Origin of the sequence: Campylobacter sp. RM19072, from assembly GCF_024723485.1 — a bacterium.
GTDB classification, from domain to species: domain Bacteria; phylum Campylobacterota; class Campylobacteria; order Campylobacterales; family Campylobacteraceae; genus Campylobacter; species Campylobacter porcelli.
The window spans coordinates 1-13,996 of record NZ_JANQCU010000023.1; the positions used below are offsets into that span (position 1 = coordinate 1).

The 13,996-nt window shown below is 34.9% G+C and carries 16 protein-coding genes; 7 read left to right on the forward strand and 9 right to left on the reverse strand.

Annotated elements, in window-relative coordinates; all coding sequences use genetic code 11:
- Positions 1–124 precede the first annotated feature (124 nt).
- The 7 genes from CSUIS19072_RS07820 to CSUIS19072_RS07850 form a co-directional block, all read right to left on the reverse strand.
- Positions 125–337: a hypothetical protein gene (locus CSUIS19072_RS07820; protein ID WP_086293813.1), complete on the reverse strand. Its 213-nt coding sequence runs from the start codon at positions 335–337 to the stop codon at positions 125–127.
- 97 nt (positions 338–434) lie between these two features.
- Positions 435–2,567, reverse strand: coding sequence for a heavy metal translocating P-type ATPase (locus CSUIS19072_RS07825; RefSeq protein ID WP_236847936.1), 2,133 nt, complete (start codon positions 2,565–2,567; stop codon positions 435–437).
- Positions 2,542–2,832, reverse strand: a complete 291-nt coding sequence (locus tag CSUIS19072_RS07830) for a hypothetical protein (RefSeq protein WP_086293815.1) — start codon at positions 2,830–2,832, stop codon at positions 2,542–2,544. Before CSUIS19072_RS07830 ends, CSUIS19072_RS07825 begins: the two co-directional genes overlap by 26 nt.
- Entirely contained in the window at positions 2,822–3,181 is a 360-nt protein-coding gene (locus CSUIS19072_RS07835; RefSeq protein ID WP_086238071.1) for a hypothetical protein, read from the reverse strand. Before CSUIS19072_RS07835 ends, CSUIS19072_RS07830 begins: the two co-directional genes overlap by 11 nt.
- A 2-nt stretch (positions 3,182–3,183) precedes the next feature.
- On the reverse strand, positions 3,184–3,414 hold the full coding sequence (locus CSUIS19072_RS07840) for a hypothetical protein (RefSeq protein ID WP_086293817.1): 231 nt from the start codon (positions 3,412–3,414) through the stop codon (positions 3,184–3,186).
- A gap of 3 nt (positions 3,415–3,417) precedes the next feature.
- Positions 3,418–4,002, reverse strand: coding sequence for a hypothetical protein (locus CSUIS19072_RS07845; RefSeq protein ID WP_086293819.1), 585 nt, complete (start codon positions 4,000–4,002; stop codon positions 3,418–3,420).
- Entirely contained in the window at positions 3,999–4,355 is a 357-nt protein-coding gene (locus CSUIS19072_RS07850; protein ID WP_086293821.1) for an HMA2 domain-containing protein, read from the reverse strand. Before CSUIS19072_RS07850 ends, CSUIS19072_RS07845 begins: the two co-directional genes overlap by 4 nt.
- A gap of 342 nt (positions 4,356–4,697) precedes the next feature.
- Between CSUIS19072_RS07850 and CSUIS19072_RS07855 the strand changes: the two genes are divergently transcribed.
- Entirely contained in the window at positions 4,698–5,372 is a 675-nt protein-coding gene (locus CSUIS19072_RS07855) for a hypothetical protein (protein WP_086293823.1), read from the forward strand.
- Positions 5,373–5,375: 3 nt separating this feature from the next.
- Here the strand turns inward: CSUIS19072_RS07855 and CSUIS19072_RS07860 are convergent, their stop codons facing one another.
- Together CSUIS19072_RS07860 and CSUIS19072_RS07865 are read right to left on the reverse strand one after the other, a co-directional pair.
- Positions 5,376–6,560, reverse strand: coding sequence for a molybdopterin molybdotransferase MoeA (locus CSUIS19072_RS07860; protein ID WP_086293825.1), 1,185 nt, complete (start codon positions 6,558–6,560; stop codon positions 5,376–5,378).
- Positions 6,547–7,854, reverse strand: a complete 1,308-nt coding sequence (locus CSUIS19072_RS07865; protein ID WP_086238086.1) for an MFS transporter — start codon at positions 7,852–7,854, stop codon at positions 6,547–6,549. Before CSUIS19072_RS07865 ends, CSUIS19072_RS07860 begins: the two co-directional genes overlap by 14 nt.
- 159 nt (positions 7,855–8,013) lie before the next feature.
- On the opposite strand from CSUIS19072_RS07865, the gene CSUIS19072_RS07870 reads away from it, so the two are divergent.
- From CSUIS19072_RS07870 to CSUIS19072_RS07895, 6 genes are read left to right on the forward strand one after another with little or no spacing between them, the layout of a single operon-like run.
- A complete protein-coding gene (locus CSUIS19072_RS07870; RefSeq protein WP_086238088.1) occupies positions 8,014–8,844 on the forward strand; it encodes a substrate-binding domain-containing protein in 831 nt (276 codons plus the stop codon).
- A 1-nt stretch (position 8,845) separates the two neighbouring features.
- Positions 8,846–9,691 carry a phosphate ABC transporter permease subunit PstC gene (gene pstC, locus CSUIS19072_RS07875; protein ID WP_180381035.1) on the forward strand — a complete coding sequence of 282 codons (846 nt, stop codon included), beginning with the start codon at positions 8,846–8,848 and terminating at the stop codon, positions 9,689–9,691.
- A complete protein-coding gene (pstA, locus tag CSUIS19072_RS07880) occupies positions 9,688–10,509 on the forward strand; it encodes a phosphate ABC transporter permease PstA (RefSeq protein ID WP_086293828.1) in 822 nt (273 codons plus the stop codon). The genes pstC and pstA overlap by 4 nt, the downstream gene beginning before the upstream one ends.
- Positions 10,509–11,264 (forward strand): phosphate ABC transporter ATP-binding protein PstB, encoded by a 756-nt coding sequence (pstB, locus tag CSUIS19072_RS07885; protein WP_086293830.1) that lies wholly within the window; start codon positions 10,509–10,511, stop codon positions 11,262–11,264. Before pstA ends, pstB begins: the two co-directional genes overlap by 1 nt.
- Positions 11,265–11,299: 35 nt before the next feature.
- Entirely contained in the window at positions 11,300–11,971 is a 672-nt protein-coding gene (locus CSUIS19072_RS07890) for a response regulator transcription factor (RefSeq protein WP_086226859.1), read from the forward strand.
- 1 nt (position 11,972) lies between these two features.
- On the forward strand, positions 11,973–13,676 hold the full coding sequence (locus CSUIS19072_RS07895) for a sensor histidine kinase (protein WP_086293832.1): 1,704 nt from the start codon (positions 11,973–11,975) through the stop codon (positions 13,674–13,676).
- Positions 13,677–13,996 lie beyond the last annotated feature (320 nt).

Sequence of the window (13,996 nt, forward strand, 5' to 3'; positions counted from 1 at the left end):
TAACCCCTTGAAAAAGCCTTTCAATGGGTGGCTTACGCCACGGATTTTATAAAACAAATTTGAAGCAAATAGGGTAACCTTGCGAAGTTAAAATTCGCCGTGCGAAGTATAAAATATGAAAATCCTACTTAACCTTAGGGTATAAAGATGCGTGATATAGGCAAAATCCCACTAATGCCACTCCGCTTACTATATGTATGGATTTGGCGGTTTTGTTTTTCATAAATAGAGCTGTGGTGGCTGTGAGTAGAAGTGTGCTACTCATACCGATTTTAGCTATTTCTCTTTTGGTTTCAAGAGTGATTTTTGGCTTTTTAGTTTCGTTTATTTGGTTCATCTTTTTTCCTATTTTTGATCTTTTTATATGTTTGTAAGCAGGTTTGAAAGCTCAAAATCAAGCTTCCAGCTACCCCAATAGCTAATAAAACTGGCACCTATTTATCCTTTATTTTGATACGCCTAAGGGCGTTTAATAGCAAGGCTATTGTGGTGCCGTTGTGTGCGATGGCTGTTTGGATAGGGGAGAGCTTGCCAAGTGTGGCTAGGATTAGGATTAGTGAATTTACCCCCACCGTAACCTTAAAGCTATTATTTACCCTAGATAGGCAAGATATGGCAAGTTCCCTAGCATCAGCTACGGCCTCTATATCATCACGAAGTAGCACCACATCGGCACTTGCTTTGGCTATATCAGCACCTTTGTGCATACTAATACCAGTATCGGCTCTGACTAATGCTGGGGCGTCATTTATCCCATCGCCTACGAAGGCGACCCTTTGACCTGATTTTTGTGCTTTTTGCATAATTTCATCTAAAATATGAGCTTTGTCTGTTGGGAGTAGCTGAGCGTAGTATCTCTCAATACCAAGCTCTTTAGCAATGCTACTAGCCTTGCTTTGGCTATCTCCTGTAAGCATTATAAACTCTTTTACGCCACTTTTTTTGAGCCTTGCTAATGCTTTTTTGGCATTTGGTCTAATGCTATCTTTAAGTAGTATAACGCCTAGGAGCTTACCATCAAATCCAATGTATAATGGAGTATCGCCGTTTATTAGTAGCTCTTCTATCTTGTTTTGATGATCTTTAAAGCTGATATTTTCATCATCTTCTAAGAAGTGTCTTGAGCCAATTATTACACTTTTTTTGCCTACTTCACTTTTAACTCCGTGGGCTACTATGAATGTTACTTCATCGTGATGAAAGTGATGAAAATTATCCTCTTTAGCAGCTTTTACCACCGCTTGAGCTACTGGGTGAAAGTAGTGCTCTTCGATACTAGCGGCTAAATTTAATACTTGATTAGCGTCCCACTCTTTGTGGAATGAATATACTTTAAGCACTTCTAAATCGCCATTTGTGAGCGTTCCAGTCTTATCAAAGACAAAAATTTCGCTAAGCTGAAGGCTCTCTAAGCTTTTAGCACCTTTTACTATTATTCCCTCTTTAGCAGCACTTGAGATGGCTGATTTAAAGGCTACTGGCGTTGTGAGCTTTAAAGCACATGAGTAGTCAGCTTGTAATACACTTGCAGCACGGATAAGCTCCCCAGTCATAGCATAGCTAAGCCCAGCTAGGCTAAGGGTGATTGGGACTAGAGAGTCTGCCATTTTAGAAGCGGTTAATTCTTGATTAGAGCGTTCGTTTAGGGTGGATTGGATATAGGATTTTACGCGATTTGTAGCGGTCTGATCGCCTACAGCTTCAGCCCAAATCTTGATCTTGCCCTCTTGGACTATTGTACCGCTTAAAACCCTATCGCCACGACTTTTACTAGCTGGGGTGGCCTCTCCTGTCATTGAAATTTGATTGATTAGAGCCTCGCCATCTACTATATGGCCATCAATGTAGATTGTATCCCCAGCACCTACTACTACGATATTGCCGATTTGAATATCTTGGCTTGGGATTTGATTTAGCACTGGTTTGCCATTTATGATGGTTTCTACCCACGCCATACCGCCTTTTTGCTTGGATAGCTCTTTGATGAGATCATCGCTTTTATACATAGTTAGCTCTTCTATGTATTCTCCTAAAGTTAGCATAAAATTGGTTGAATTTGCCGCTTTATAATCTTTAAGATATAGCGAGATTGCCACCGCGGCTGCTTCAAGACTTCTTGAGGTTATCCCTTGGCTAATTGTCTCTTTTAATCCACTTTTTAGTAGTGGGAAAGAGGCTAAAAGGCTAAAAATCAAGCTTAAGCTAGGAGTAGTAAGAAATGGAGCAATGGCTAAAGCACTAGCAGCACGGACAACTTCAACTGAGCTTGGAATTTCACTTCTTAAGGCGATATAGCTATCTTTTTTATTTTTATTTTGGCTTTGAATTTCGTTTGAATTTAATATATTTATAATTTGATTTTGAATCTCATCTAATGAGCCACTATAGGTTATGATTATGCTTTTTATAATGCTATTTATTCGCACACTACTTACTTCGTGGATTGAATCTATAGCTACTCTAAGTAGCAGTGGATCAGCACTGCTATGGTAGCTAAATCTAGCTCTATTTTTTGTTTTGTGTAGGAGTTTAATAGGCATTTTACTCACTGGCTTCTGCTTTTGCATCTTCGTAACGCTCTTTTAACTCTTCTAAGCCACACTCAAAAAGTGTAGAGAGCTTGGCAAATCCTTTGAAAATGGCTCTTTGGGCGTTTTGGTTTGTTAGTATATATGTAGCGGCTGCACCGATTAGAGCTCCTTTTAAAAAGTCTCCACTTTTAGCACTGCCAAAAACTCCATCTAAAAAGCCATTTTGATTAGATTGATTGGCTTGTGTGTTTTGATTTGGAGTTGTGTTTAAATTTTGAATATATGGATTGTTATTTATCATTATTTATCCTTTTTTGTTGATTTTGTAATGTTTTACACTCTTTTGGTTTTAAGAGATTTTGAGCTGCGTAAGCAAATGCCCCACCAATTGCGATATATGCACCAGCTTGTGCTATTTTGTTTATGGTGCTTTTATTAGGATCGCCAATGGTATTTGCTGCTGCAATGGCACAAGCACCGATTATAGCACCTTCTAGCGTGGATTTTAGCGTTGTTTGTATGGCTTGGCTTTTGGTGGTTTTGCCATCTTTGAATTTAGCGTATTGATATGCTCCACTTACCATAAATGCCACGATACCACCGCTTACTGCGTGACCGCTAATAGAGCGGGGTGTGCCTGTATTTATCATATTTAACTCCTTGGATTTTCAGCGTTTTGAGTGGTTTGCTTAGCTGTTGATTTGGTCTTTCTAGGCTTTTTAACCACTTTTTCCTTAACGCTTTTTAAAGTAGGACTATTTAAGAGTTTTAATTTTTTATCTAAATTTAACCCTTTGAAAGATTTTGCTATCTCATCTCTTTTGGTAAATGCAAATGCAATTCCCACACCAAGTGCGATTCCAGCTATGAATGGTAGTGCCATTATTTACTCCTTATCTTTATTTAGCAATTCATTTGCGATAATCACCCCAAAGGCACCCATTATCGCACCTCCTATTAATCCATAATTTAACTTACCTAAAAACCCTTCTAATTCACCTTGGCTTAGTGAGCCATCTTTTAATTTATTTACCATTACAGAGGTTTCATCTAGCAAGGCTTTGCCTTGATTTAACTGCTCTAAAATTTTACTATTTTGGAGTGAGCTTAAAGAGTTTTGTAGTGCTGGAATGTGATTATTATAACTATCAGCTTGAAGTCTGTAAAATGTATCTAGCACTTGTGGGTCGCTCTCATTTACGCTTAGAGTATTATATAGCTCTATACTAGCTTGTTCGTTTTGTAATGCGGTGGTGATGGCAATTTCTAAATTCCCTGGTGCGTTAAAGCTATATGGATTAGGTGGGACTGGTGCGTTTAGGGAATTTAGATGAAATATTAACGCATTTATATGATTTGCCTTAACCTCTAAAAGATTTGTAAATGGCTGTCCAAAGTCACTAGAAGCAAAATAGAAGCTATAGCCCTTATATTCATCATCTAAGGCTTTTAAAAGATTATCTACACTCACTTTATATCCTTTAAATTTTCATTTATTACATTTGCTATTTTTTCTAAATTTCGCCCATTTATAGCATCTTCCCACAGGCTTGGCTCAATGAGATTAGTATCATAAGAGATAGTTAGTGAGCCAATTAATTTATTAAATTTAATCTCCTTTATAGATGAGATTTTGCTTAATTTTTCCATCAGCTCTTTAGCGTCTATTTTGCTATCTTGGGCGGCGTTTTTTAGCTTTAAACTCGCACGAAGTCTAATCCTACCTTTAGAGTGGTGAATGATGCTAAAATAAGCGCTTAAAAGCTCTAAATCACTTGGCTTTACTTGTAAATTGCTTAGCGAAATTTGACCATTTTGTTCCATAAATTACCCATTGTTGATTAATGTTGAAATTATATATTAACGATTATAAATCCAAACTTAAATTTATTAATTTTGATATTGATTTTCATATGATTAAATCAATAAATTTATAATATTTTAAATAATAAAAATTGATATATTCGTGCTTTAATTCATTATATTTATATAATCATTATCATATATATTTTGATAATATAATTATATTAATGTTGTATTTATATTTTGTTTATTTATAATTTTTGTTATAATTAAACTGATTTGATGAAAATGGCTAGAACTTAGAAATTTAAAGTCTGAATTAATCCAAATTTGATATAATTAATCAAATTTTAAAGGATTTTTATGAAGATATTAAGTCTTGTTAGTAAGCTATCTTTACAATCTCCAAAGCTTGTTGGCGAGTTTAAAAATGATGAGATTATGGTTATTAGTCCGCTTGATGATAATATAAAAGCAGAGTTTATCAAGTGTGAAATCGGTGCGATAAGCTATGTTTTGGCTCTTATCGGGCTGGAGTTTGGCTTTAGTGGGGAGTTTTGGGATGAGCTAGATGAGGGTGAGTTAAGCGGAGAGTCGAACATAGGAGAAGAGGAGTTACCGCAGATTTGCCAATTTATTAAAAATTGTGATACTTGTATAATCAGCGATGAGATTTTCGCAGTTAATGAGAGCAGTATAAAGGCGATTTTGTCGCTATTACAAGCTAAATTTGGCTTTAAAATAGTAAATTTAGATGGCGATGAGGTCGCATTAAGCGGCAAACTAACAAGGCTTGAAGAGATCCCAAACTATGATAATGCTGTGATATTTACCCACTCTTGTTGTAATGAGTTTCGTGCTGGGAGCTACTTTGGCATCGCAGCAAAGCTAAAAAATGGAGATGAAATTACCATACACTCAAGTCAAAAAGAGCTTAAAGCTAAGCTTTTAATAGACCCAAATATCAAAGGAACTATAGGATTTTTAGGCTTTGAAGGGGCAAAATATGGATTTGAGGTTTTGAAATTTAGCCGTTGATGGCTAAATTTTTATATACTCTACCACTTCAGAGGCTTTTAACTCATCTTTATGGCTTGGCACTCGCATTAATACCGCACCATTGCTAAGATTGCCTATGATGGCTGAACTTCCTATTTTTTTAGATTTTGTAGAGATTAGCAAGGTGCCATTTTCGTTGGTGATGGTAGCAGCGCTAAACTCTTCAAATGGGGATCTTTTGATATAGTCATCTTTTAAGATAGCTTTGAATTTATTCGTTGTATTAACCCCAAAAATTTGCTCTATAAACTCTTTGAAAAATAAGACGCAAGTTACTATAGCCGAATAGGCAAATCCAGGCAGAGCAAATATAAATTTATCATTGATTTTAGCCACTTTGATATGCCTACCAGGCTTGATAGCTACGCCATCGATTATGATTTTAGCCTCTCTTGCTATCTCTTTCATAAAATCAAAATCCCCAACGCTAACTCCGCCAGTTGTGATGATGAAATCAGCTGAATTTAAAGCATTAAAGAGTGCGTTTTTGATAGCTTCTTTATCATCTTTGATAATTGGCATAATGATTGGCTCACAGCCCATATCTCTAACTAAAGATGAGATTGATATGCTATTTGAGCTATATATTTGAGCTTTATGCTCTTTGTTTTGACCAATATCTAATATCTCGCTACCAGTGCTTAATATAGCCACTCTAGGAGCGACTAAGACATTTACATAGCTATGACCTAACTCGGCTAAAAGTGCTAACTCACAATATCCAAGCCTATCTCCAGCTCTTAAAATCACATCCAAAGCCTGATAGCTCTCCCCAACAGCCCTAATAGCAAAGCCTTGTGGCACTGGCTTGATAATCTCTATATACTTCCCATCAAATTTGATATTTTCTATTGGCACGATAGTATCAGCCCCATCACAAACTAATGCACCAGTAAGGGTTTTGACGCACTCATTTTCGCCTATATTTATATTATCTTTATCGCCGGCTTTAGCTAGGTTTATTACTTTGATTTTGCTATTTTGATTGCTAAATTTAATAGCATATCCATCCATACTAGAAGTGGGGTAGGCTGGATATGGAGTTTGGGCTATAATATCACTAGCTAGTATCTTGCCAAGTGCGTTAGTTAGGGCTATACGCTCTATGGCTTTCCATTTTGGAGCGACGCTTTTTAAGATTTGGATACTCTCATCATAGCTTTTCATCTGATACTCCTAAAATGGCTATAATCTCATCACGGCTAATTATTGTAGAGTTAAATTTGATTATATTTTGATTATTTTGATAGTAGCGATCGACTACTCCATCTACATTTTCTAATTTTGATAGATCTGCATTTGGTAGGTGGATAATTTTAAAAACTCTTGGATCGCTTAAATTTAGTAGTATTATCAGCCAAATAATTAGCAAAATACCCAAAACCACGGCCAAAGTAGCAATGCTATAACTATGTAATAAATATCCCCCAACTACACCGCCAAAAAAGCTACCTAAATAGCCAAATGAGTTAAATATTCCAAGTGCTGAGCCTCTTTGGTTGGATTTAGCAAATTTACTAGCACAACTTTGCATAATTGGCTCATGAATATTAAATCCGATAAAAAATATAACCACAGATATTATAAAAATTAGCGATGAGTTTGCCACTCCAAACCCTATAAATGAAGCGATGAAAAGCACCACGCCAATTAATAAAAGCTTTTTGCTATGCCCCTTTGCATCGCCTAAAAATCCAGCCATACCCATAGCCAAAAAGCCAAAAATCATAGAGATCAAATATACAATCCATAGATTATTACTATCATATCCTAGTGATTTTACTAAGACAATAGGGATAGCTACAAACGCACAGCTCATAACCATCTTTTGCATTAGATTGGTTAAATTCATTATGGCTAGATCTTTTTGTTTTAGTAGATTTATGAGTGGAGCTTTAGGCTCGTGATGGTGAATTTTAGGCTCTTTTGGCACTATGCTAAAGAGTAAAAATATAGAAAAAATAGTTATTATAATCGATAGATAAAATAGGCTAGAAAGTCCAAATTCACGGCTTAAAAGCGGACTAAGAACCATAGAGATAGCAAAGGCAATGCCAATCATCCCACCCATCATAGCCATGGCTTTAGAGCGTTTATCTTCGCTTATTAGATCGCTTATCATCGCAGTCGCTACAGCACCCACAGCCCCACAACCTTGTAGCAATCTACCAAGAAGCATTACATATATATCAGTTGCCAAAGCGCAGATTAGTGAGCCAATTATGAATATTATCAATCCTATAAATATCATAAATTTACGTCCAAATCTATCGCTTAAACTGCCAAAAGGCACTTGAAAAATCATCTGTGTAATAGCATAAACCCCAATTGTAAGCCCAGCTAAAAACTCATTAGCCCCATCAAGCTCAAGGGCATAAAGGCTAAGAACAGGCAAGATAATAAAAAGACCAAAAAACCTAGAAGCTGCGATAAATCCAAGCGGTAAAACCGATCTTAACATCAAGAATCCTTAAATTTAAAAAAGAGCGATTTTATCATAATTAATATTAAACTCTTTTAAATTTGGCTTTTTAAAACTTTACGCCAAATTTACATTTTTTACATTCTAACTTTACAACTATTATTTATAATTTCGCAACTTAAAATTAAAGGAGTTAAAATGTTTAAAAAATATCTTGTCGCACTCTTTGTGCTATTTGGCTTTAATAGCTTTTTATTAGCTGAGAATATCTATCCAATATCTCGTGAAATGGGCTCTGGGACAAGGGGAGCATTTGTAGATATATTTGATGTTAAAAAGCAAGTTGGCAATAAAAAAATTGACGCTACTTCTAAAAAAGCTGAAGTAACTAACTCAACTGGAGTTATGATAACCACAGTTGCAAACTCAAAAAACGCAATTGGCTATATCTCGCTTGGCTCTTTAAATGATTCTATAAAAGCTGTAAAAATAGATGGAGTTGCTCCAAGTGTAGAAAATATCAATAATAAATCTTACTCGATTTTTCGCCCATTTAATCTAGCTATAAGTAGCGATAATATCTTAGTAAATGACTTTTTAGCTTATATAGGCTCAAATCAAGCTAGAAGTATAATCCAAAAAGCGGGTTATATCGCTTTGTATGATAATGAATTTAGCTCATTAAAGCCTAGTGGCAAGGTTGTAGTTGCTGGGTCTAGCTCTATTACGCCATTAATGGAAAAATTAAAAGAGAGCTATAAATTAGTAAATCCAAACGCAACTATAGAAATTCAGCAAAGCGATTCTACAACAGGTATTAACTCTGCTATAGAGAAAATAGCTGATATTGCGATGGTATCAAGGGAATTTAAAGATAGTGAGCTAAAAAGTGGCTTAAAAACTCAAATTTTAGCACTAGATGGATTAGCTATAATAGTAAATAAATCAAACCCAATTGAGTCTTTAAGCAAAGATAGTGTCAAAAAGATTTTCACAGGAGAGATTACAGATTGGGATAGAGTAAAGTAGTATGATAAAAGAGAGAATTTTTCAAGGGCTTTTTGCCCTTAGTGCTGGATTTTCTATCTTTGCTGTTGGTGCGATAGCTATATTTTTGTTTTTTAACGCTTTTGCAACTATATCACAAATAGGCTTTTTGGAGTTTATTTTTGGTATGGATTGGTATCCTGATGAAGAGATTTTTGGTATATTTCCTATGATTATTGGAAGTATCTATGTAACGGCTTTAGCCATAGCTTTAGGAGTGCCAATTGGAGTTTTAAGTGCTGTGTATTTAGCATATTTTTGCCCTAAGAGATTAAAGGGGATTATTATGCCAGCTATTGAGCTTTTAGGGGCGATTCCATCTGTTGTTTATGGATTTTTTGGGTTAGTAATAGTCGTGCCTTTAGTGGCTAATATCTTTGGCGGTGTATCTGGAAAGAGTATTTTAGCAGCTTCTTTAATCTTAGCAATTATGGTCTTACCAACAATCATCTTAGTATCAAAAGCAGCTATTGAGGCCTTGCCTAAGAGCTATTATGAGGGTGCTTTAGCCCTTGGAGCAACTCCTGAGAGAGCTGTATTTTTCGCTATAGTCCCTGCGGCTACAAGCGGGATTTTAGCCTCTGTGATCTTAGGCGTTGGTAGGGCTATTGGGGAGGCTATGGCGGTCATTATGGTAGCGGGTAATCAAGTCCAAATCCCACACTCTTTAAGCGATGGAGTAAGAACTCTAACTACAAATATCGTGCTTGAGATGGGCTATGCGGCAAATTTACATAAAGATGTGCTAATAGCCAATGCGGTTGTGCTTTTTGTATTTATTTTGATTATAAATATTAGCTTTAGTGCATTAAAAGGGGATAAAAAGTGAGTAGGGACTATCTATCAATATTCTTGTCATTTTTGCTGAAATTTTCTATTTTTAGCGTATTATTTGTATTTTTTGGGATTACTCTTTTTATATTTATTAAAGGAATTATCTATATTAGCCCAAGCCTATTTGAATGGGAGTATAATAGCACTAATGTATCATTGATGCCAGCCCTTATAAATACCATAAATATGGTTATTTTCTCTTTGGCTATTGCTATGCCACTTGGGATATTTGGGGCAATTTATCTAAATGAATATAGCAAAAAAGATAGCAAAATTTTAAATCTCATAAGGGTAACTTCTGATACTTTAGTTGGAATTCCAAGCATTGTATATGGGCTATTTGGTTATCTTGCTTTTGTTATATATTTTGGATTTAAGACTAGCTTTATAGCTGGGGTTTTAACGCTTAGTATTATGATTTTACCGCTTATTTTAAGAAGTAGTGAAGAAGCCTTAAAATCTGTCCCAATAGGGTATAAAAAGGCCTCTTTAGCTCTTGGAGCAAGCAAACTTCGCACTATATTTGCCATCATTTTACCTAGTGGTGCAGCTGGGATTTTGGCTGGAGTTATCTTAAGCATTGGTAGGATAGTTGGAGAGAGTGCGGCCTTGCTTTATACCTCTGGAAGTGTAGCTCAAATCGCTGGAGCGATGGACTCAGGGAGAACTTTAAGTGTGCATATGTATGCGATCTCTAGCGAGGGACTACATATAAATGAAGCTTATAGCACGGCGATGGTGCTTATTGTTATTGTATTTTTTATGAATTTTATCTCAAATTTCATAGCCAAAAAGATTTTAAAGGATAGATGATGAAGAGGTGCTTTGATATAAAAAAATTAAATTTACACTATGGGACATTTCACGCATTAAAAAATATAAATATGGAGATTACCAAAGGCGAAGTTACGGCATTTATAGGGCCAAGTGGGTGCGGTAAATCCACATTTATCAAAACTCTAAATCGTATGAATGATTTAGTAGATGGATGTAAGATTGATGGGGAAATATTGTTTCACGATAGGGATATTTATAGCAAGGATTATGATATAAATTTGCTTAGAAAGCGAGTAGGTATGGTATTTCAAAAGCCAAATCCATTTGCTATGAGTATATATGATAATATCACTTTTGGCCCTAAAACTCACGGGATAAAAGATAAAGATACTTTAGATAGCATAGTAGAAAAGAGCTTAAAAGATGCTGCTTTATGGGATGATTTAAAAGATCGATTACACAGCTTAGCCCTTGGGCTTAGTGGCGGCCAGCAACAAAGATTATGTATCGCTAGAACCTTAGCTGTAGATCCAGAAGTTATCTTGATGGATGAGCCAACTAGCGCACTTGATCCTATATCCACGGCCAAAATAGAGGAGTTAGTCTTAAAGCTCAAAAAAGATTATACAATCATAATAGTAACTCATAATATGCAACAAGCTCACAGAATTTCGGATAAAACGGCGTTTTTCTTGATGGGCGAAGTGATCGAATATGATGATACAAAAAAGATATTTAACAAACCAAAAAACAAAAAAACTCAAGATTATGTTATGGGGAAATTTGGGTAAGTTTGCTATAATTTGGTAAATTTAAAGGAATTTAAGTGATCTATGTCTTAGAAGATGAAGGGGCGATTTTAGATCTTATTTGCTATGCTTTAAAATCCCAAAATATCCCAGTAAAAGGCTTTAGTCTAGCTAAGGATTTTTATAAAGCCTTAAAAGATGAAATCCCTCAAATTCTAGTGCTTGATGTTATGCTTCCAGATGGCGATGGATTTGAGATTTTAAAAGATCTTAAAAATAGTGCTAAATATAAAGATATTTGTGTTTTGATGCTTACAGCTCTTGATAGTGAGATAAATAAGGTCAAAGGCCTTGATCTAGGTGCTGATGACTATATCGCAAAACCTTTTGGAGTGATGGAGCTTTTGGCTCGTATTAGGGTGATCTCTAGACGCAAAGCCAAAGAAGAGCCAAATAGCGATATAAGCTTTAATGGATTGGAGTTTTCATATAAAAATCATATTGTTAAAGTTAATGGCAAGCCTTTGGAATTAACCTTAAAAGAATTTGAATTACTTGGATTTTTATTACAAAATCCAAATCAAGTTTTTAGCCGTGATATGCTTTTGGAGATGATATGGGGCTATAGCTATGATAAAGAGAGTAGAACGATAGATATGCATATTAAAACACTAAGAAAAAAGCTTGGCAATATGTCAGATATGATTAGGACAATTCACGGAGTTGGCTATAAGTTAGTAAGAGAGTAGGATGCAAAAAAGGGTATTTTATTTCATTATTTTTTCTACATTAGCACTAGCTTTATTTATCAATATATTTTTGATATTTTCTATAGAATCTGTGCTTAAAAATGAGCTTTTTGATAGATTGAAAAATTATGCTTATAGCATTAAAAGTGAGGTTTTGTCATCTATCCAAAATGGCTCTATACAAAGCTTAAAAGACCTAGATGAGACTTATAGAATTAGCATAATTGACCAAAACGGAGTTGTGATATATGATAATTTTGCCAATAATCTAAATTTGGATAATCACAGCAATAGAGCCGAGTTTAAAGATGCGATAGAAGATGGAGAATCTACAAATATACGCTATTCTAATACAATTTTAAAGCGAAATTTATATTATGGGCTTAAAATCTCTAATGAAAAAGGGGAATTTGTTTTAAGAATTTCAAAAGAACAAGATTATCTATATGCGATATTTATGAGCTTTATCCCTTATATCGTTGCTGAGATTATAGCGGTGCTGATATTTTCATTTTTACTAGCTAAATATCTTACGCATATAATTTTACGCCCAATTTACAATATAGATTTAAAGAATTTAGATGAGAATTTACCATATCCAGAGCTTAAAATTTTAATTGAAACTCTCAAAAAACAAAACAAAATTATCAAAAGCCAATTTAAGCATCTAAAACAAAAAAGACAAGAGCTACAATCCCTAACCAAAGGTATGAAAGATGGCCTTATCATCATCAATCGCTCCGGCGAGATACTAAGCATAAACCCAAGTGCTCAGCGATATTTTTCAAATTTGGCTAAAAATACAAATATATCTCAAATTCAAAATGATCTATTTTTAAAGCTTTTATTACAAAATTTAAGAGATTTCAAAGATGGCAAGATATCTTGTGAGATAAGAGAGCAGATAGTATTTATGCAAGAGACTTTGGTGGAGTGTGAGATTGTCTTTTCGCCGATTTTTTCGCAAAAAGGCAAATTTAAAGGGCTAATTATTGTTATTTGCGATATTACAGAGTTTAAGCGAAACCAAAATTTAAGCAAAGAATTTAGCGCTAATGTAACTCACGAGCTTAAAACTCCGCTAACTTCTATAATGGGAAATGCCGAGATGATTAGAAATAATCTTGTAAAAAGTGATGATATCCCGCATTTTATAGATACAATTTATAATGAATCTAAAAGATTATTACACTTAATAGAAGATATTTTGAAATTATCATTTTTAGATGAATCCCATACCAAAAATATCCCATTTTCCAAAGTAGAGCTCAAAAATCTACTCTTAAAAGTCTATTCTAACTTAAAAAGCGTAGCTAAAAAATATGATATTGAGTTTAAATTTGAGCTTGAAGAGGCCTATATCCACGGCTCAAAAGAGCTTTTAGAATACGCTATTTATAACCTTTGTGATAATGCTATTAAATACAACAATCCAGGCGGCTATGTCAAAATCAAGATAAGAAATTTGCAAGATTGCGTAGAGCTTAGCATTAAAGATAGTGGCATAGGAATTGATAAAGCTGATCAAGACCATATATTTGAGAGATTTTATTGTGCTGATAAAAGCTATAGTAAAAAAGTTGGTGGCACTGGACTTGGGCTATCTATAGTCAAATCCATTCTAGCCATTCATCACGCTAAATTAAAGCTAAATAGCCAAAAAGATATTGGTAGCGAATTTATCATCACATTTGACAAGATATAGATGAATTTACCGCCAAAATAAGAGCTATTTATTATTAAGATTTTGTAAAAACTCAAGTAATATTTATTTAAATTTGTTTCTACTTCGCTAGAGCTAAACCCAGCTTTGCGACCAAAGTTTTCTTTTCTTTACTTTAAGGGACAAGGGAAACTATTTTTAACTTCGCAGGTCAGCAAAGCCGACCTTTGCGATGAAGGGCTACGCCCTTTCAAAACCCCTAAAGTCCCCGCAAGCGGGGTACCCCATTTATGGGGACTTTAGTGTTTGGTTCTTTAGCACGGATTTATTCGTGCGTTAAAAGAACATAGAGATAGTTTCCC